The organism is Kitasatospora sp. Xyl93, from assembly GCF_055383135.1.
On record NZ_AP029185.1, the window covers coordinates 5,862,979 to 5,881,718 of the forward strand.

The 18,740-nt window shown below is 73.5% G+C and carries 18 protein-coding genes; 6 read left to right on the forward strand and 12 right to left on the reverse strand.

Annotated elements, in window-relative coordinates; translation table 11 throughout:
* Positions 1-57: 57 nt before the first annotated feature.
* The 10 genes from ACZ5GH_RS25940 to ACZ5GH_RS25985 all read right to left on the reverse strand — a co-directional run bounded on the left by ACZ5GH_RS25940 (position 58) and on the right by ACZ5GH_RS25985 (position 8,471).
* Entirely contained in the window at positions 58-687 is a 630-nt protein-coding gene (locus tag ACZ5GH_RS25940) for a hypothetical protein (RefSeq protein WP_464335361.1), read from the reverse strand.
* Positions 684-1,370, reverse strand: coding sequence for a hypothetical protein (locus ACZ5GH_RS25945; protein ID WP_464335362.1), 687 nt, complete (start codon positions 1,368-1,370; stop codon positions 684-686). The genes ACZ5GH_RS25940 and ACZ5GH_RS25945 overlap by 4 nt, the downstream gene beginning before the upstream one ends.
* Positions 1,360-2,688 (reverse strand): putative T7SS-secreted protein, encoded by a 1,329-nt coding sequence (locus tag ACZ5GH_RS25950; protein ID WP_464335363.1) that lies wholly within the window; start codon positions 2,686-2,688, stop codon positions 1,360-1,362. Before ACZ5GH_RS25950 ends, ACZ5GH_RS25945 begins: the two co-directional genes overlap by 11 nt.
* Positions 2,685-2,981 (reverse strand): hypothetical protein, encoded by a 297-nt coding sequence (locus ACZ5GH_RS25955; protein ID WP_387758378.1) that lies wholly within the window; start codon positions 2,979-2,981, stop codon positions 2,685-2,687. The genes ACZ5GH_RS25950 and ACZ5GH_RS25955 overlap by 4 nt, the downstream gene beginning before the upstream one ends.
* 211 nt (positions 2,982-3,192) lie before the next feature.
* A complete protein-coding gene (locus ACZ5GH_RS25960; RefSeq protein ID WP_387758379.1) occupies positions 3,193-3,516 on the reverse strand; it encodes a DMT family transporter in 324 nt (107 codons plus the stop codon).
* Position 3,517: 1 nt separating this feature from the next.
* Positions 3,518-4,279: an HAD family hydrolase gene (locus tag ACZ5GH_RS25965; RefSeq protein ID WP_464335364.1), complete on the reverse strand. Its 762-nt coding sequence runs from the start codon at positions 4,277-4,279 to the stop codon at positions 3,518-3,520.
* Positions 4,280-4,340: 61 nt separating this feature from the next.
* The gene (locus ACZ5GH_RS25970; protein WP_464335365.1) at positions 4,341-5,426 is read right to left on the reverse strand and encodes an ABC transporter ATP-binding protein; all 1,086 of its coding nucleotides are present in this window, start codon (positions 5,424-5,426) and stop codon (positions 4,341-4,343) included.
* 21 nt (positions 5,427-5,447) lie between these two features.
* The gene (locus tag ACZ5GH_RS25975; protein WP_464335366.1) at positions 5,448-6,293 is read right to left on the reverse strand and encodes an ABC transporter permease; all 846 of its coding nucleotides are present in this window, start codon (positions 6,291-6,293) and stop codon (positions 5,448-5,450) included.
* Entirely contained in the window at positions 6,281-7,258 is a 978-nt protein-coding gene (locus ACZ5GH_RS25980) for an ABC transporter permease (protein WP_387758385.1), read from the reverse strand. Before ACZ5GH_RS25980 ends, ACZ5GH_RS25975 begins: the two co-directional genes overlap by 13 nt.
* Positions 7,259-7,301: 43 nt before the next feature.
* Positions 7,302-8,471: an ABC transporter substrate-binding protein gene (locus tag ACZ5GH_RS25985; RefSeq protein WP_464335367.1), complete on the reverse strand. Its 1,170-nt coding sequence runs from the start codon at positions 8,469-8,471 to the stop codon at positions 7,302-7,304.
* A gap of 340 nt (positions 8,472-8,811) precedes the next feature.
* Here ACZ5GH_RS25985 and ACZ5GH_RS25990 point away from each other — a divergent pair, with 340 nt between their 5' ends.
* Positions 8,812-9,642 (forward strand): GntR family transcriptional regulator, encoded by an 831-nt coding sequence (locus ACZ5GH_RS25990; protein WP_464335368.1) that lies wholly within the window; start codon positions 8,812-8,814, stop codon positions 9,640-9,642.
* A gap of 27 nt (positions 9,643-9,669) precedes the next feature.
* Here the strand turns inward: ACZ5GH_RS25990 and tmpA are convergent, their stop codons facing one another.
* The gene (gene tmpA, locus ACZ5GH_RS25995) at positions 9,670-11,253 is read right to left on the reverse strand and encodes a 2-trimethylaminoethylphosphonate dioxygenase (RefSeq protein ID WP_464335369.1); all 1,584 of its coding nucleotides are present in this window, start codon (positions 11,251-11,253) and stop codon (positions 9,670-9,672) included.
* Between the two features lie 257 nt (positions 11,254-11,510).
* On the opposite strand from tmpA, the gene ACZ5GH_RS26000 reads away from it, so the two are divergent.
* Positions 11,511-13,148, forward strand: coding sequence for an APC family permease (locus ACZ5GH_RS26000; protein WP_387758390.1), 1,638 nt, complete (start codon positions 11,511-11,513; stop codon positions 13,146-13,148).
* Between the two features lie 155 nt (positions 13,149-13,303).
* On the opposite strand, the gene ACZ5GH_RS26005 is transcribed toward ACZ5GH_RS26000, so the two are convergent.
* Positions 13,304-14,389 (reverse strand): pyridoxal-phosphate-dependent aminotransferase family protein, encoded by a 1,086-nt coding sequence (locus ACZ5GH_RS26005; protein ID WP_464335370.1) that lies wholly within the window; start codon positions 14,387-14,389, stop codon positions 13,304-13,306.
* A gap of 92 nt (positions 14,390-14,481) precedes the next feature.
* Here ACZ5GH_RS26005 and ACZ5GH_RS26010 point away from each other — a divergent pair, with 92 nt between their 5' ends.
* The 4 genes from ACZ5GH_RS26010 to glnII all read left to right on the forward strand — a co-directional run bounded on the left by ACZ5GH_RS26010 (position 14,482) and on the right by glnII (position 18,698).
* Positions 14,482-15,573 carry an amidohydrolase family protein gene (locus ACZ5GH_RS26010; protein ID WP_464335371.1) on the forward strand — a complete coding sequence of 364 codons (1,092 nt, stop codon included), beginning with the start codon at positions 14,482-14,484 and terminating at the stop codon, positions 15,571-15,573.
* 138 nt (positions 15,574-15,711) lie between these two features.
* Positions 15,712-16,389, forward strand: a complete 678-nt coding sequence (locus tag ACZ5GH_RS26015; protein WP_387758394.1) for a uracil-DNA glycosylase — start codon at positions 15,712-15,714, stop codon at positions 16,387-16,389.
* A gap of 126 nt (positions 16,390-16,515) precedes the next feature.
* Positions 16,516-17,490, forward strand: coding sequence for an SCO1860 family LAETG-anchored protein (locus ACZ5GH_RS26020; protein ID WP_464335372.1), 975 nt, complete (start codon positions 16,516-16,518; stop codon positions 17,488-17,490).
* Positions 17,491-17,675: 185 nt separating this feature from the next.
* The gene (gene glnII / locus ACZ5GH_RS26025) at positions 17,676-18,698 is read left to right on the forward strand and encodes a glutamine synthetase (RefSeq protein ID WP_387758397.1); all 1,023 of its coding nucleotides are present in this window, start codon (positions 17,676-17,678) and stop codon (positions 18,696-18,698) included.
* Positions 18,699-18,740 lie beyond the last annotated feature (42 nt).

An 18,740-nucleotide genomic window follows, 5' to 3' on the forward strand; every position in this document is an offset into this window, starting at 1 on the left:
CACACCGGCGACGGGCGGGCACCACGCGGTGCCCGCCCGTCGCCGGGGCGAATGCGCTCAGGCGGGCGACGGACCGGGCCTGCGTACGGACCAGAGCACGGTGCCGGCGATCAGCACGTTGCAGCCGATGAACAGCAGCGGGTAGGCAGGGGAGCCGACCTCGCCGGGCAGCTTGGGGGCGACCCGCCCGGCCGGGTCCATCCGGACGGCGACCACGTCACCGCGCTTGAACCGGGCGTCGGGCTCCTCGAGCGGGCCACCGGGGACCTCGTCGTTCAGCTCCGTGGCGGCGAGGGTGTACGCCCGTCCGGTGCCGTGGAGCGAGTCGGTGACCTTCTCGTCGAGGACCACGGCATCCACCGTCCGGCCCGAGCCCAGGATCAGGTTGGTCCAGGCTACGGAACCCGAGAGGTACGCGACGAAGGCGACCGCGCAGACGGCCGTGCCGTAGACGAACATCCTCTTCTGGAACGCGGGGTTGGTGTCGGCGTCGCGGCGCAGGGCGAACGCGATCAGCATCACCAGGGGGTAGCCGAACCCCACCACGGTGGCGAGGAACGAGTTGACGTAGACGTCCAGCGCGATGACGGCGACGAGCATGGCGGTGGAGAGGGCGACGAGGACCAGCGCACCCCCGACTCGGCGCGGCCCGCTCCGAGTGCCCTGCTCGGACTGGTCGAGGGTCACCCGAAGGCCTTCCGGATGTTGTCCCACTGCTCGCGCGGCAGGGCGTCGCGGCTCTCGTCCCGGGGCGGGTGGAAGGAGATGCCCCGGTACGCGGCGGCGACCAGCGGCAGCCACTCGTCCCAGTGGTCGACGTCCTCGGTGGTGAAGACGGCGGCGACCACGTGCCGGCTCCACGGGTGCGGGACCAGCAGTTCGAGCTGGCGGACCGTGGTGACGGCCGGCTCCGGCACGCCCCAGACCGCGCCGGGCACCGGGACGGTCAGTTCGCGGGCGGCCAGGGCGGCGCGGCCGATCGGCAGCTCCACCACGCCGACGTCGGCGTCCGGCCAGGCCTCGGCCAGCTCCGCGGCGACCCGCGCCGGGTAGCTGCCCGACGGGCCGAGGTCCTGCGGGCGGAGGAAGACGGAGAGCACGCCGTGGATCGGACCGCCGTCCTCGGCCCGGACCAGACAACCGGAGACGTGGACCGCGCCTTCCCGCAGCTGGGCCTGGAGCGCGGTCTCGGACGCGATCACGGCGGCGAGCTTCTGCTCGGCCCCGGCCTCGGGGAAGAGCGCGTCCAGTCGCTCCGCGAGCCGGGCCATCCGGTCGCCCGGGTCCTCGTCCAGGTCGACGGCCGTGAAGCCCGCGGGCAGGTCGAGCCAGAGCGGAGGGTTGGTGGCCCCCGGAGTCTCAACGGCCATAGCCGGCCGCCCATCCGCCCATGCCGAGCAGGTTGCCGACGGTGGACACGCTGCCGATGACGACGTTGGCCTTGCCGCCTCCGGCCACCATGCCCGCCGAGCCGACGACGCTGTTGCCGCCGGTGGTGTAGTTGACCGCACTGGCCAGGTCGTCGCTCGGGCTGTCCTGCGTGAGCGCGTACGCGGTCGGGGTGTTGAGCCCGGCGGTGGTGGCGGCCTGCACGCCGTCGGAGATGTTCATCGCCGCGGCCCTGGAGACGCCGAGCTTGACGGCCGGCTTCTCGATCGCCGTGGTGAACACCGGGTTGGCCGGGTCGATCGCCCGGGCGGCGGTCCGGACCTCGGTGGATCCGGCGGAGACCGCGCCGCGCACGCCCGCGCCGGCGGCGCGGGCCTCCCGGACGGCGGTCACGCCCTTGGCCGCGACGCCGACGCCGGGGATCGCGCCGAGGACGTCGCCGCCCAGGGTCAGCCAGTTGCCGATGTACTTCTGCGGCGGCCACAGCTGCCCCTTGGCCGCGTACTGGGTCGCGTGCGCGCCCGCGGCGGCGGCGCTCAGCAGGAGAGCCGGCAGCGCGAAGGCGGGGAAGAAGATCGCCGCGACGCCGCAGACGCCGGCCGCCACCGTCAGGAGGTCCGCGCCGTGGTTCTTGAACCAGTCGCCGACCTTGCTGAGCCAGCCCGGCTCCGGCGGCGCCTTGCTGTCGGCGGCCTTGCGGACGGCTTCGGCCGTCTTCCGGGCGTCCGACTCGTGGGTGCCGGCCAGTTCGTGGGCCTGCTGCTGGAGGCCGGCCAGCTCGTTGGTGGCGCTGGTGAGCAGGTTGGCGGCCGAGTCCAGGTGGCTCTTCGCCTTGTTGTAGCGCTGTTCGGCGGCGGCGAGGCCGGCGTCGTCGGGGAAGTGCTGCCCGGCCAGTCGGAGGTCGGGGGCGGCGGCCGCGGCGCTGTGGGCGTGCTCCGCCTCCTCCTTGCGCTTCTTGGCGGCGACCGCGGAGGCGGCCAACTCGGCGGCCTTGGGCTGGTGTTCGGTCAGCGCCTGGTACCAGACGTCGAGTGCCGTGTAGGCGGCGGTGATCGAGTCGGAGGCGTCCTGGAGGTAGCCGGGCAGCTTGCCGAACTGCGTGGCGAACTGCTTGGCCGCCTCGCCCGTCCACTCGCCCTGGTTGCCGGAGAGCTGGGCGAGCGTGGTGTGCACGCCGCTCAGGTGCTGGCCCACCCGGCGCAGGCCGTTGCTGAGCGCGGTGACGGCGGCGGGGTCGCCGGGGGTGGGGTTGAAGCCGAGGCCGGACCAGTCGGGCGCCGGCGGCGTCGGGGCGGTCACGACTTCCCCGCCGGGGCCAGGACCTTGACGATGCTCTGCTCGGTGCCGTCGTAGTTCTTCCGCACCTGTTCGAGGCCCTGGTCCAGGACCTTGACGCACTCGCGGACCTTCTTCAGGCCGAACTGCCACTTGTCCTTGAAGTGCCCGCAGGCCTCGTCCAGGAAGTCGAAGCCGGTGCCGGTGTGGCCGGCCGCCTCGAAGGCCTTGAGCCCCTGTTCGAGCTCGTCGCCGCAGCCTCTGAGGTCCTGGGCCAGCTTGGTGAGGAATTCGGTACTGACTCTGAAGTCGGCCACTTTCGCCCCCCGATGCGTCTTTTGTCGGACCGGGCGAGCATAGCCCCGACCAGTGCGTCGATGATCGCCGCTGCGGGGGTCGGGGACAGGATGTTTGCGCGACCTTTACGGGCCGTCGACGCACTCTTGACGCCGACGGTCCCAGTGTGAGGCGTACACGGACGATGGGGTGCCGGCGGCGCCGGTGGTCGGTACCGGAGGTGACGGCACGTCAGGAATGGCCGCCCTTGAGGTTGAGCACGACCACCCCGACGATCACCAGCGCGATGCCCAGCCACTGGAGCCTCCCGAGCGACTCGCCGAAGGCGACCACGCCGATCCCGGCGACCGCCGCGGTGCCGGCCCCGGACCAGACCGCGTAGGCGATCGAGACGGGTATGTGCTTGAGCGCGCGGCCGAGCAGCACGAAGGAGAGCGCGTAGCCGACGCCGACGCCGAGGCTCGGCCAGAGCCGGGTGAACCCCTCGGTGAGCTTGAGGCAACTGGTGGCGCAGACCTCGCTGACGATGGCGAGGGCGAGCAGGAGATAGGGCATGTCAGGGTCGAACCGCGCCGGCCGCGGCGAGCTTCCCGAGCAGGGCGAGGTCGGCCAGCTCCAGGCTCGCGAGCAGGGTGATCCGCTCGCCCCGCGGCATCGGCACCGCGGTGGACGGCACGGCGAGCACGGCGCAGCCGGCCGCGGTGGCGGAGGCGACGCCGGTCGGGGTGTCCTCGACGGCGAGGCAGACGGCCGGGTCCAGGCCCAGCCGCTGGGCGGCGGCGAGGTACGGGTCGGGCGCGGGCTTGGTGCGCTCGGTGTCCTCGGCGGCCAGGGTGACGGCGAACCAGTCCCGGCCGATGGCGGACAGCACCAGGTCCACCACCCGGCGCGGGGAGGCGGAGACCAGCGCGGTGGGCACCCGGGCGTCGCGCAGCGCGGCGAGCAGGGCGAGCGCGCCGGGGCGCGGCACGGTCTCGGCGGCGACCTTGGCGGCGAAGGACTCGCCCAGCCGGGCGGCGAGTTCGGCCTCGCCGAGGGCGGTGCCGCTGACCCTGTGCAGGTGGGCGGCGGTGTGCTCGACGGCCTGGCCGAGCACCTCGGGGGCGTCCCGGTCGGTGAGCGGGTGGCGCAGCTCCTCGGCGAGTTCGGCGGCGGTCCGCCACCACAGCTGCTCGGTGTCGACCAGGGTGCCGTCCATGTCGAACAGGACGGCGGCGGGCAGCGCGGCGGCGGGCCGGGCGGGGTGCGCGGGTCCGGCGGAGTGCGCGGATCCGGAGGAATCGGGCCCGGTGGAGTCGGGCACGGCGGTGTCAGGCATGGCGGTACCTTCGGTGGTTCTTCCGGTGGTTCTTCGGACGGAGCGGGGAGGTACGAGGCTCTCAGGCGGCGCGGCGGTCCACCAGGACCGGGCGGTCCGGCAGGGTGAGCGCGGCCCGCGCGCCGGCCGGCAGCGCGGCGGCGGCCTCGGTGGGCAGGTCGGCCTTGACCTCGGTGCCGTCGTCCAGCCGGACGGTGAGCCGGGTGACGGCGCCCAGGAAGGACGCGGTGACCACCAGCGCGGGGCCGTCCTCGGCCGGGGCCAGGAGGACGTTCTCCGGGCGCACCAGCACCTGGAGCTCGCCGTCGGCCGGGATCGCGCCGTCCACCGGGTGCCGGCGGCCGAGCACCTCGACGCCGTCCGACGTCCGGGTGCACGGGATGCGGCTCATGGTGCCGACGAACTCGGCGACGAAGGCGGTGGCCGGTCGGCCGTACAGCTCGGACGGGGCGGCGCACTGCTCCAGCCTCCCGGCGCGCAGCACCGCGACCCGGTCGGCCATCGACAGCGCCTCCTCCTGGTCGTGGGTGACGAACAGGGTGGTGATGCCCAGCTCCTGCTGGAGGCGGCGGATCTCCTCGCGCAGCTGGAGGCGGACCTTGGCGTCCAGCGCGGACAGCGGCTCGTCCAGCAGCAGGACGCGCGGCTGGAGGGCGAGCGCGCGGGCGAGCGCGATGCGCTGCTGCTGGCCGCCGGACATCTGGTGCGGGTAGTGCTCGGCGCGGTGCGGCAGGCCGACCAGCTCCAGCAGCTCCTGGGCCCGCCTGCGGCGCTCGGCCTTGCCGGTGCCGCGCATCCGCAGCCCGAAGGCGACGTTGTCCAGCGCGGTCAGGTGCGGGAAGAGGCTGTAGGACTGGAACACCATGCCGGCGTCGCGCTTGTGCGCGGGGATCGCGGTGATGTCCCGGCCGTCGACCAGGACCTCACCCGAGTCGTGCTGCTCGAAGCCGGCCAGGATGCGCAGCGCGGTGGTCTTGCCGCAGCCGGACGGGCCGAGCAGGGCGAGCAGTTCGCCCGGGCGGACGGTCAGGTCCAGGCCGTCGAGGGCGGTGGTGGCGCCGAACGCGCGGCGCAGGGAGCGGAATTCGACGGTGGCGCTGCCGGGGGAGAGCGTGACGCCGTCGGCGGTGGCGGTGGCCGTGGTCATGACTGGTGACTCCGGGGGGTTTCAGGAGGTGGCGGTCTTGGCGTGGCGCTCGCGCCCGGCGGTGGCCAGCAGGAGCAGCAGCAGCCAGGTGAGCAGCAGGCTCAGGATGGAGACCGCGACCGACATGTGGGCCTGGCTGTTGCCGACCGAGTAGATCCAGACCGGGAAGGGCTGGAAGCCGAGGATCGACGCGGCGGTGAACTCGCCGAGCACCAGGGCCAGGGTGAGGAAGGAGGCGTTCAGCAGGGCCCCGCGCAGGTTCGGCAGGACGACGGTGAACACCGCGCGCGGCCAGCTCGCGCCGCAGTTGCGGGCGGCCTCGACCAGGGTGCGCACGTCCATCGAGCGCAGGCCGGCGTCCAGGGCGCGGTACGCGAGCGGCAGGGCCATCAGCACGTAGGCGATGACCAGCACCAGCGGGAAGTCCGGGTCCTGGACGAACACGAAGGTCTGGAAGAACGGGGTGTCCATCAGGTAGTCCGGTCCCCAGCGGAGCACGCCGATGAGGCCGGCGGTCAGCGCGACCGGCGGGACGACCAGCGGCAGGGTGCAGAGCACGTCGATGACCGGGCGCAGCTTCGGCGAGCCGAGCCGGACGGCGATCAGCGCCGGGACCAGCAGGAGCAGCAGCACCACCACGGTGACCAGGGCGAGGCCGAGGGTCAGCCAGAGGCTGTCCAGGAAGCCGGGGGCGGAGAGCAGCCCGGTGTAGGCGTCGAGGCTGAGGCCCTTGGGGTCGTCGATCGAGAACCAGAAGGAGGCCGCGAGCGGGACGAGGAAGTAGACGCCGGCGAGCAGCAGCACGGCGCCGCGCCACCAGCGCACGGTGCGGCGGCCGGGGCGGGCGGGGGTGGTCAGCTGAGCCATCGGGCGCTCCGGCGCTGGAGGGGGAGGTACACGGCCATCACCAGGACGGCCACGACGATCATGTTGAGGCTGAGGGCGAGGGCGAGGTTGCCCTGGCCGACCAGCACGTTGCCGGAGAGCGCGTCCGCGATCGAGCGGCTGACCAGCGGGACGGTCGCGCCGACCATGGCGGCGGCCGTCGCGTACGCGGCGAAGGCACTGCCGAAGAGCAGCACGAAGCCGCCGAGCAGGGAGGGCAGCAGGATCGGCAGCGCGACGTGCAGCCAGTACTGGAGGGTGGTGGCGCGGTTGTTCTGGGCCGCCTCGCGCCACTGGGTCCGCAGGCCGTCCAGGGCCGGGGTGATGGTGAGCACCATCAGCGGGACGAGGAAGTACAGGTACACGATCGTCAGGCCGGTGAAGGAGTACAGCGACCAGCCGTGGTCGGTGAGGTGCAGCAGCTTGGTGATCTCGCCGGCGTTGCCGAGGGTGGCGACGAACGCGAAGGCGAGCGGCAGGCCGCCGAAGTTGGCGAGCACGCCGGAGGCGGTGAGCACCGCCTGGCGCAGCCAGCCGTGCCGGGAGGTGACGACGGCCTGGGCGAGCGGCAGGCCGAGCGCGGTGGCGAGCAGCGCGGTCAGCGCGGAGAGCTTGAGGCTGCTCAGCATGGCCGTCCGGTAACCGCCCTGCACGGAGGCCGTCAGGTTGTCGAAGGTGAACTGCCCGGCGCCGGTCTCCGCGTCGCTGGAGGTGGTGAACGCGCCGATCACGATGGCGACGGTGGGCAGCCCGAAGCCGATCAGGAAGAACAGCAGCAGCGGTACGGCGGCCAGCCAGGACGCGCCGCCGAGGCGGGCGAGCGGGCGGCGCCGCGGGGTGGGCGCGGTGGTGGCGGGGGAGGTCGTGGCGGTGGCGGACGCCCCCGCGCCGCCACCGGGGGAGGTGGCGGCGGGGGTGGTCGGCACCGGGGTGGGAGCCGTGGTCATGAGTGCCTTTTCTCAGCCCGAAGTGCGGTGCGCGGCGCGGGTGTCAGCCCGCGATGGCCTTGGTCCAGTTCTCGGTGACGACCTTCTTGGCCGCGTTGATCTGGTCGACGGTCGGGAAGGTGGTGAACGGCTTCTCGACGGTGGGCAGCTTGGCGGCCGCGGGGGCGTCCAGGGTGCCGTCCTTCTTCAGCGCCTCGAAGGTGGAGGGGGTGGCGTAGCCGCCGAGGAAGAGGTTCTGGCCCTCGGTGCTGAACAGGTACTCCTGCCACAGGCGGGCGGCCGCCGGGTGCGGGGCCCACTTGTTGACGCCCTGGTTGTAGAACTGGGCGTAGGAGCCGTCGACCGGGATGGAGACCTTCCAGTCGACGCCCTTGTCCTTGAACTCGTCGGTGTAGCCGGCGTTCAGGTAGGACCAGTCGATCGAGATCGGGGTCTCGCCCTTCTCGATGGTGGCCGGGGTCGACTCGACCGGGTTGAAGTTGCCGGACTGCTTCAGCTTGCCGAAGAAGTCGATGCCGGGCTGGATGTCGTCCAGCGAGCCGCCGTTGGCGAGCGCGGCCGCGTAGACGCCGCCGAAGGCCGAGCCGGACTTGGTCGGGTTGCCGTTGAGGGCGACCTGGCCCTTGTACTCCGGCTTGAGCAGGTCGGCGAAGGTCTTCGGGCAGTTGGCGATCTTCTTGGCGTCGCAGCCGATGGAGACGTAGCCGCCGTAGTCGTTGACGGCGGCGCCGTTCGCGTCCTTCATGGTGTCCGGCACCTTGTCGAAGGTGGCCACCTTGTAGGGGGCGAGGATGCCGTCCTTGACCGCCTGGAGGGCGAAGGCGCTGCCCAGGTCGACCACGTCGGGGGCGCGGTCCTGGCCCTTGCGGGAGTTGATCGCGTTGATCTCGTCCTGGCTGGAGCCGTCCGGGTTCTCCTCCTCGACCTCGATGCCGTACTTCGCCTTGAAGCTGTCGATGATCCTGCCGTAGTTCGCCCAGTCCCGGGGCAGCGTGATGACGTGCAGCTTGCCCTCCTTCTTGGCGGCGGCGACCAGGCCGTCCATGCCGCCGAAGTCGGCGGCGGAGGTGGCCGTCTTGGCGTCCTTGGCGCCGCCCTTGGCGGTGTCGCCGGACTTGGCGCTCGAACCGGCGGAGCCGCAGGCGGTGAGGGAGAGCGCGGCGGCGGTCAGGACGGCCGCGAAGGCGGCGGCGCGGGCGCGGTGCACGGTCACGGGGAGGTCTCCTGTTGAGGGGGCGTACTGCGAGGGGCGTTCGCGGGGGGCCCGCGGGCTTGCGTCTCGCGAAGGGCGGCGGACCGGCCGGCTGAGCGATCGATCGACGTCGTCCGAGTTGACTAGCCAACTTCGCTGACGGCAGTAAGTACGCCGGAGCCCGGTGACGGGAAGGTGAACGGACGGCCCAGAACCGGGGTCGGCTGCGGGAACGGTGGAATCCGGCCATCGGAGCGCGATCCGTTCGGTGCGATGCTTCGAAGGCGCAGCGGGATAAGGTCGGGCTGTCCGCGCCGGTACGGCTGCGCAGGACACCGCCCCAGGAGGGACATTGACTGACGTGGCAACTGAGCCCCAGCGCCCCGAGGCCGAGGGGCGCCCGGCAGCCGGGGGCCACTCGGCCGCCGGGGAGAGCCCGGCCGAGCGCCCCGGCGCGCTGTACCGGAAGGTGGCCGCCGACCTGCGCGAGGCGATCACCACCGGCGCGTTCGGCGAGGCCGGCCGGCTGCCCGCCGAGGGCGCGCTGGCCGAGCAGTACGGCGTCTCCCGGGGCACCGTCCGCCAGGCGCTCGCCGTGCTGCGCTCCGACGGACTGGTCACCTCCCGCCGCGGCACCCGCCGGGTGGTGCTCGGCGGCGCCCGGGTGCAGAGCTTCTCCGAACTGCTCAGCTTCACGCACTGGGCGTACTCGATGGGCGAGGAGCCCGGCGGCATCCTGGACTCGCTGGTGCGCCGCCCGGCCGACGCCGCCGAGCGCGAGCAACTGCGCCTGGAGCCGGGCGCCGAGGTGTACGTCATCGTCCGGCTGCGCACGCTGTCCGGCACGCCGGTGATGGTCGAACGCACCGTCTACCCGCCGCGGGTGGGCGAGATCGTCGCAGAGCTGCCGCCGGACGTGGTCTCGCACACCGAGGTGCTGCGCGAGCACGGCATCCTGTTCACCGACGCCGACCACACCATCGACATCGTCCCGGCCAACGCCGAGGACGCCCGGCTGCTCGGCTGCCGCCGGGGCGGTCCGCTGCTGCGCGAGCGGCGCCGCACGACCGACCCGACGGGCACGCCGGTGGAGTGGTCCCAGGACCGCTACCTGCCCGGGACGGTGGCGTTCAGCGTGCACAACTCCCTTGCCACTTCGGCCCTTTCGCGGCACGCGCGGGAGCTGGACTGAGCCGGCCCCCGCGCCGCGCCGGCGTCCTCACCGCATGAGCGCGGCGAGCAGCGGGCGGTAGTGCTCGAAGCCCGGCACCGGGGCGCCGGCCACCTTCGCCCGCTCGTCCCAGCGCCGTACCGCCACCGCGTCCCGGGCGCCCGGGAGTTCGGCGAAGGCGGCGGCCCGCCGCTCGTCCATCGGGCCGCCCTGGACCTCCAGCGTGTACGCGGAGGCAGCGGAGAGCCGCTCCCGGTACCCGGGCTCGACCGCGCACAGGTAGCGCTTGGCGGCCACGTGCAGCCGGACCGGCTCGGTGACCTCCGGGCCGAACCACTGGGCCAGCCAGTCGGCCCCCGAGTCGCTGTGGCGGTTGTCCCGGCCGTCCATCAGGTCCCGGCCGTGCAGGGCGCCGTGGAAGTGCCCGACGTCGTGCAGCAGTGCGGCGGCGACCAGGTGCGCCGGCGCCCCGGCGGCCTCGGCGGCAGCGGCGGCCTGGAGCATGTGCTCGGCCATGGTGACCTCCTCGCCCAGGTACTCCCCGGCGCCCTCGCCGGCGAACAGCTCGGCGATGGTGTCCAGGGCGGCGGCGCGGCGGTGCAGCACGGCGAGGGTGCTGTTCAGCGCGTCGAGGTCGGCGTAGCAGCCCTGGAGGTGCCGGTGGCCGTCCTGCTGGAACGCCGTGCGGGCGTGCAGCAGACGGGTGTTGTCGAAGACCAGGCAGTCACCGGGGCCGAGGCGGAAGGCGAGCCGGAGGCCGGGGCGCAGGGTGACCGCGGCGAAGCGGCGGTAGGCGGCGTAGAAGGCGTCCAGGTCGTCCGGGCCGATCCCCCGGACGGTGCCGATCGAGCGGTCGTTGAACCTGACCTCGCGGATCCGGCCCCGCGGGTCCACCTCGATCAGCGGCCGGTCGGCGCGCAGCTCGGTGCGGCGGTCGCGGAAGACGAACGGGACGGGCGTGCGGGTGAGGACCTCGAACGCGTCCGGCGCCTCCTCCCGGAGGACCGCGGCGGCCCGGAACCCGTCCACCAGCCCGGAGTCGCCTCCGGTCGCCGAGTTCTCCAGGCAGTGCAGCAGCTGGAGGGTCGGCACCGGGTCCCGGTACGGGTTGTCGGTGTGCGGAGCGATGGCGGCGCTGGTGAAGGCGAGGTTGTTCGGGTCCGGCTCGACCCGGACGTCGAACAGCTCCCCGTAGTTGGTGACCCGGACGTACCCGAAGCTCTCCGCGACCCGCAGCACCTGCCGCTCCACGGCCGGCACCCCGCGCAGCACGGCGAAGCCGTCGCGCCGTACGGCGGCCAGCACCGCGGCCCGCTCGGCGGGGTCGTCCAGGTAGGCCTCCCACCGCGCCCCGGGGAGGCCGGCCGCGAAGTCCGCGGCCGTCCAGAGCCGCTTGCCGTGCTCGGTGCGTCCGTCGTCGCCGTCCGCCCGGTCGAGCCACTCCAGCGGGTAGCGGGAGCGGTGCCCGTCCGACCAGCGCACCTCCAGGTGCCCGTCGGCCTCCGTGCTCCCGGCGACCGCCAGGCCGTCCGGCAGGTCGTCGATCCGGAACAGCTTCTGCCCGTTGCGCGGGTCCCGGCACTCGGGGCACGGGCAGTTGTCGCGCAGCCAGTACGGCGGCAGCTCGGTCACGGTCTCCTCCTCGGCGGCACTACGGCTGTCGTAGGGCCTGAAGTTGTATAGCCAACTTCGGGCTCTATCCGGGAGCCTGCCTGCCTCCGGTGAGTTCCACGTGCCGGGCGGGTGAACGCTTCGGGAACTGTGCCGGCGGGCGCCTGCGACCGGCTGTTCGAGTGAGGGGCGCGGGGCGCGGGGCGTTTCGGGGCGGGGCGGCGGTGGCGCTGCGGCACTGTCGGAGGACTTCCTCCTGCTTCGAGAGGCGATCGGCCATGGCCCATTCCTCATCCAATCCGCCCGGCTCGGGGCACACCGCGCTGCGGCGCGAGGTCGGTGTCATCGGACTGCTCTGGGCCTCGGTCGGCGCGATCATCGGCTCCGGCTGGCTGTTCGGGGCGCAGAAGGCGGCGGTGGCGGCCGGGCCGGCCGCGCTGCTGTCCTGGGGCATCGGCGCGGTGGCGATCATCCTGCTGGCGCTGGTGCACGCCGAGCTGGGCGGGCTGTTCCCGGTGGCCGGCGGCACGGCCCGCTACCCGCACTACGCCTTCGGCGGGTTCGCCGGGATGTCATTCGGCTGGTTCACCTGGCTGCAGGCCGCGACCATCGCGCCGATCGAGGTGCAGGCGATGATCAACTACGCCCGGCACTGGACCTGGGCGCGCGGCCTGCTGCACGACGACCTGACCCTCACCGGGACCGGCTTCGTGGTCGCCGCCGTGCTGCTCGGGCTGTTCGTCGCCATCAACTTCCTCGGCGTGCGGCTGCTCGCGCACACCAACAGCGCGGCCACCGTGTGGAAGGTCGCCGTCCCGGTGCTGGCCATCTTCGCGCTCGGTCTCACCGAGTTCCACGGCTCCAACTTCGACGTGCACGGCTTCGCGCCGGACGGCGCCAAGGGCGTGCTCACCGCGATCAGCAGCAGCGGGGTGATCTTCGCGCTGCTCGGCTTCGAGCAGGCCATCCAGTGGGCGGGGGAGAGCCGCAACCCGCGCCGGGACATCCCGCGCGCGGTGCTCGGCTCGGTGGTGATCGGCACGATCGTCTACGTGATGCTCCAGGTGGTGTTCATCGGCGCGCTGCCGCCGGAGACCTTCGCCCAGGGCTGGAGCGCGCTCGACTACCCCGGGATCAGCGGGCCGTTCGCCGGCCTGGCGACCCTGATCGGCCTGGGCTGGCTGGCCACCGTGCTGTTCATCGACGCGGTCGTCTCGCCGGCCGGCACCGGGCTGGTCTACATCACCTCCAGCTCGCGGGTCACCTACGGCCTGAGCCGCAACGGCTACGCGCCGCAGGCGCTGCAGTCCACCGACAGGCGCGCGGTGCCCTGGCTCGGCCTGCTCATCGCCTGGGCGGCCGGGGTGATCTGCTTCCTGCCCTTCCCGAGCTGGCAGCGGCTGGTCGGCTTCATCACCTCGGCGGTGGTGCTGATGTACGCGGGCGCCCCGCTGGCCTTCGGGGTGCTGCGCAAGCGGCTGCCGAAGATGGAGCGCTCGTACCACCTGCCCGGCGGCGCGGTGATCTCGCCGCTGGCCTTCGCGGTGGCCAGCCTGGTCATCTACTGGTCCGGCTGGGACACCCTGTGGCGGCTGGGCCTGGCGATCGTGATCGGCTACCTGCTGCTCGGCGGGTACTCCTGGTACGCGCGCTCCAAGGGGGTGCCGAACGCGCCCCGGATGGACTTCCGGGCCGGGCAGTGGCTGCCGGTCTACCTGATCGGGATGGGCCTGATCTCCTGGCAGGGCACCTTCGGCGTGGGCGCGCGCGGGAACCTGCCGCTCTGGTGGGACATCGTCGTCGTGGTGGTGTTCTCGCTGGTCGTCTACTACTGGGCGCTGGCGATCGCGCTGCCGGCGGAGGAGATCGAGCGGAACATCCGCGGCGTCGAGGTGGTGGGCGTCAACGGGCACTGACACCCGGACACGGCAGCGGCCCTCGGAGGACGTCCTCCGAGGGCCGCTGCCGCGCGTGGTGCCGGCTGCCCCGGGCCGCCGGGCCCGAACGGTCGCGTTCCGGCCCGGGCCCGAACGGTCGCGCGCCGGCCCGGCCCGGACCGCCGTGCCCCGGCTCAGGCCCGGACGGTCGCGCTCCAGGCGGCCTCGGCGGCGGCCAGGGCGGGCGCCGGGTCGGCCGAGGTGGCGGCGGCGAGGCCGGTGAGGCAGGCGCGGACGGTGTCCAGCGCGGCCGCCTGCCCGTAGTGGTTGACCCGCAGCATCGAGCCGGCCAGCGCGCCGCCGCCCGGCTGGACCGGCAGGGCCGGGTCGAGGCGCGCGGCGAGGGCGGTCGCGTCCACGCCGTCCGGGGTGCGCACGGTGGTGGCGACCGGCGCCGCGTGGGCGTCCTCGACGACGTACGGGGCCAGGGTGCCGAGCGCGCGGACGCCGGCCCGGGTGGCGGCGGAGGCGGCGCGGTGGCGGGCGATCACGGCCGGCAGGCCGTCGGCGGCGATCCGGTCCAGGCAGGCGCCGAGCGCGAGCATCTCCAACTGGGCCGGGGCGTGCGGCAGGACGGCGCGGCCGGCGTCGGTCCAGCGCTCCTTCCAGTCCAGCAGCGAGAGGTAGGAGCGGCGCGGGGCGGCCGGGTTGGCGGCGATCCGCTCCCAGGCGCGCTCGGAGACGGAGACGGCGGAGACCCCGGCCGGGCCGCCCATCGCCTTCTGGCCGCCGATGACGCACAGGTCGACGCCCCACTCGTCGGTGAGCAGCGGCTCGGCGGCGACGGAGGCCACCGCGTCGAGCATCAGCAGCGCGCCGTGCTCGCGGACCGCGGCACCGATCCCGGCGACCGGGTTGGTGTTGCCGGTGGCGGCCTCGGCGTGCACCAGGGAGACGAAGTCGATCTCCGGGTGGGCGTCCAGGGCCTCGGCCACCTGTTCGGCGCTCACCGCGCCGTCGAAGGGCACGGCCAGGTCGACGACCTCCGCCCCGCAGGAGCGCAGCCAGTTGCCGAAGGTCTGGCCGTACGGGCCGGTGACGATGTTGAGGGCGGTCGAGCCGGGGTGCGCGGCGCCGCGGATGGCGGCCTCCAGGGGCAGGAGCGCCTCCCCCTGGGTGACGATCACGTCGGCCCCGGTGTGCAGCAGCGCGGCCACCCGGTCCTCGATCGCCGCGAACTCGGCGGCGCTGAGCGGGGGCAGGTCGAGGAAGGGACTCACGTCTTGATCGCCTTTCGCGGGGTGGGGTGCGGAAACGAGTCTGCCGCATCGTGACTGCTTACACGGCACCCGCCCGTCGGTAGAGTGCGGCCATGAACGATGGCGCGGTGCTGCACGTGCGGGGTCGGGTGCTGGTCGGTCCGCAGGACGTCCGGGACGAACTCTGGGTGGTGGACGGCCGGGTGAGCTTCACCCGCCCGCCGACCGCCGGGGACGTGCGGACGGTGACCGGCTGGGTGCTGCCCGGTCTGGTGGACGCGCACTGCCACGTCGGCCTGGACGCCCACGGCGCGGTGGACGCCGAGACCAGCGAGAAGCAGGCGCTCACCGACCGGGACGCCGGCACCCTGCTGATCCGCGACGCCGGCTCGGCCGCCGACACCCGGTGGATCGACGAGCGCGAGGACCTGCCCCGGATCATCCGGGCCGGGCGGCACATCGCCCGCACCCGCCGCTACATCCGCAACTACGCGCACGAGATCGAGCCCGGGGACCTGGCCGCCTACGTCCGGGCCGAGGCCCGGCGCGGCGACGGCTGGGTGAAGCTGGTCGGCGACTGGATCGACCGCGAGCGCGGCGACCTCGCCGCCTGCTGGCCCGGGGACGCGCTGGCCGAGGCGATCGCGGCCGCGCACGAGGAGGGCGCCCGGGTCACCGCGCACTGCTTCTCCGCCGAGTCGCTGCCGGACCTGCTGGCGGCCGGGATCGACTGCGTCGAGCACGCCACCGGGCTGACCGAGGAGCTGATCCCGGCCTTCGCCGAGCGCGGGGTGGCGATCGTGCCGACCCTGGTCAACATCGCCACCTTCCCGGACCTCGCGGCCGGCGGCGAGGCCAAGTTCCCGGCCTGGTCGGCGCACATGCGGCGGCTGCACGAGCGCCGGTACGACACCGTGGGCGCCGCGCACGACGCCGGCATCCCGGTGTTCGTCGGCACCGACGCGGGCGGCTCGCTGGCGCACGGGCTGGTCGCGGACGAGGTGGCGGAGCTGGTCAGGGCGGGGCTGAGCCCGGCCGAGGCGCTGTCGGCGGCGAGCTGGGGGGCGCGCGCGTGGCTGGGGCGGCCGGGGCTGGAGGAGGGCGCGCCGGCCGACTTCGTGGTGTACGCCCAGGACCCCCGGGTGGACGTCCGGGTGCTCGCGGACCCGCGGCTGGTGGTGCTGCGGGGGCGGCCGGTCGGGTAGCCGCGCCGGGGGTCGCGGGAGCGGCCGGCCGGGTCGCCGCGGGGGCCGGCCGGACGGCCGCGGACCCCTCCCGACCGGCGTCGATCGCATGATCATCCGCTGAAAGCCCTGTCGGTGTAGGCCGATAGGGTGGCGACCATGGCACCGCGTCCACTGAACGAGATCGTCGAGCCCGGCTGGGCCGCCGCCCTGGAACCCGTCGCCGGACGGGTCGCCGCGATGGGCGACTTCCTGCGCAACGAACTGGCCGCAGGCCGTACCTACCTGCCCTCCGGCCCGAACGTGCTGCGCGCCTTCCAGCAGCCCTTCGCCGACGTGCGGGTGCTGATCGTCGGGCAGGACCCGTACCCCACCCCCGGCCACGCCGTCGGGCTCAGCTTCTCGGTGGCGCCGGAGGTGCGGCCGATCCCGGCGAGCCTGATCAACATCTACCGGGAGTACGGTACCGACCTCGGCCTGCCGCAGCCCTCCAACGGGGACCTCACCCCGTGGACGAACCAGGGCGTGCTGCTGCTCAACCGGGTGCTCACCGTCCAGCCGCGCAAGAGCGGCGGGCACCGGGGCAAGGGCTGGGAGGCGGTCACCGAGCAGGCGATCCGGGCGCTGGTGGCGCGCGGCGGGCCGCTGGTGGCGATCCTGTGGGGCAGCGACGCCCGCAACCTGCGCCCGCTGCTGGGCAGCGTCCCGTCGGTGGAGTCGGTCCACCCCAGCCCGATGTCGGCCGACCGCGGTTTCTTCGGCTCGCGGCCGTTCAGCCGGGCCAACGAGCTGCTGGTGCGGCAGGGGGCGCAGCCGGTGGACTGGCGGCTGCCGTAGCAGAGGTGCGTAAGCACAGAACGCCAATCTCACTCCAACGGGTGAAATGACTTTCTGTGTTACTCATGTGACGGATTGTTCGAGAAGACTGGCGGCTCATCGTTTCATCTGTGTGGGGGTATCGCCATGTCTTCTCGTCGAATCGTTTCCGCCGCCGCCGCCGCCGCGGCCGCGGCCGTGGCGGCGAGCACACTGCTCACCGCCGCTCCCGTCCACGCCGCCGAGCCCGCCCCGTCGCCCGGTAAGGCGCGCGCCGTCACCGCCGAACTCGACCTGGACGTCAGCCTGTTGAACAAGTCGGTGGACGTCCCGGTGAACATCGCGCTGAACAAGGTGGAGTCGCCGGCCCAACGCGACAGTTCCGTCCTGACGGCCACGGTGGCCGGGGTCGACCAGACCGGCCCGGTCGAGCTCGTCAAGGCCGACGTCGGGAAGTCGGTGACCCGCGTCGACGCCAAGGGCGCCACCGCCTCCGTCAAGCTGGTCAACGCCGACGTGCACGCCCCCGGACTGCCCGCCACCGCGCTGCTCGGTCTGGAGGCGATGAGCGCCGAGGCGACCTGCCCGGTGGACGGGCGGCCGACCGCCGACGTCCTCGCGCCGGTCAGGCTCAGCGTGCTCGGCAAGCCGGTCACCGTCGGGCTGTACGGGCCGACCAAGGTGGACGTGCCGCTGATCGGCAGCGTCTCGGTGGAGTTCTCCAAGAAGACCGTCACCACGACCACCGCCGCCGCCTCGGCCCTGGAGGTGCAGGTGGAGGTGAACCCGCTCAACCTGAACGTCGCCAAGGTCACCGGGAAGATCACCGTCGCCTCGGTGAGATGCGAGAAGCCCTCCGCGCCGGCGGCCACCCCGTCCGGCCCGGCCACCCCGAGCCCCGCGCCCACCAGCGCGGCCGCCGCCCAGCCCGTCGCCGACACCACCGCCTCGCGCACCGCCGTCCCGCAGGCCGCGGTGGAGAAGGCGGAGAAGCTGGCCGCCACCGGCGGCAGCAGCGCCACCGGGCCGCTCGCCGCGGGGGCCGCTGCCCTGGTCGCGGGCGGAGCGGCCGCGCTGTGGGCCACCCGGCGCCGTCGCGCCGCGCACGCCCGTCGTCACTGACCACGCCGGTGCCGTCACCGGCGGCACCCGGAGCGGCGGGAGTGCCGCCCCCGGCACTCCCGCACCGTGACCGTGCCAATGCGGACGGTTGGTTCACCTGCGTGTTACATGAGAGGAACAACCGGGAAACGGCGGCTTGCGACGCTACGCGGGCACCCACCACCCAGCAATGCGAGGGACACGCCGTGGCAATCAAGGCCGAGTACATCTGGATCGACGGCACGAAGCCGACCGCGAAGCTCCGTTCCAAGACTCGCGTCCTGCCCAACGCCGACAAGATCCCGACCTGGGGCTTCGACGGTTCCTCGACCAGCCAGGCCGAGGGCCACGCCTCGGACCGCGTGCTGGACCCGGTGAAGGTGGTGCCGGACCCGATCCGCGGCGGCGACCACATCCTGGTGCTCTGCGAGGTCCTGGAGACGGACGGCACCCCGCACGTCTCCAACACCCGCGCCCTGCTGCGCGAGGTCGCCGAGAAGTACGCCTCCCAGGAGGCGATCTTCGGCATCGAGCAGGAGTACACCTTCTTCAAGGGCTCCCGCCCGCTCGGCTTCCCGGAGGGCGGCTTCCCGGCCCCGCAGGGCGGCTACTACTGCGGCGTCGGCGCCGAGGAGGTCTTCGGCCGCGAGATCGTCGAGCTGCACCTGGACCGCTGCATCGACGCCGGCCTGGCCATCTGCGGCATCAACGCCGAGGTCATGCCCGGCCAGTGGGAGTTCCAGATCGGCCCGGTCGACGCGCTGAGCGTCTCGGACGACATGTGGATCGCCCGCTACCTGCTCTACCGCACCGCCGAGGAGTTCGGCATCGACGCCACCCTCGACGCCAAGCCGGCCCGGGGCGACTGGAACGGCGCGGGTGCCCACACCAACTTCTCCACCAAGGCGATGCGCGAGGGCTACGACGCCATCATCACCGCCTGCGAGTCGCTCGGCGCCTCCCAGGAGAAGGTGCTGGAGCACGTCAGCCAGTACGGCGACGACATCCAGTCCCGCCTGACCGGCAAGCACGAGACCGCCCCGTGGAACGTCTACAGCTACGGCGTCTCGGACCGCGGCGCCTCCGTGCGCATCCCGTGGCAGGTCGAGGTGGAGAAGAAGGGCTACATCGAGGACCGCCGCCCGAACGCCAACGTCGACCCCTACGTCGTCACCCGCCTCCTGATCAACACCTGCTGCGAGGCCCTGGAGAAGGCCGGCCAGGTCTGATCCACCGCCGCACCCGGCACCCGCACCGCACCGCGGTGCACC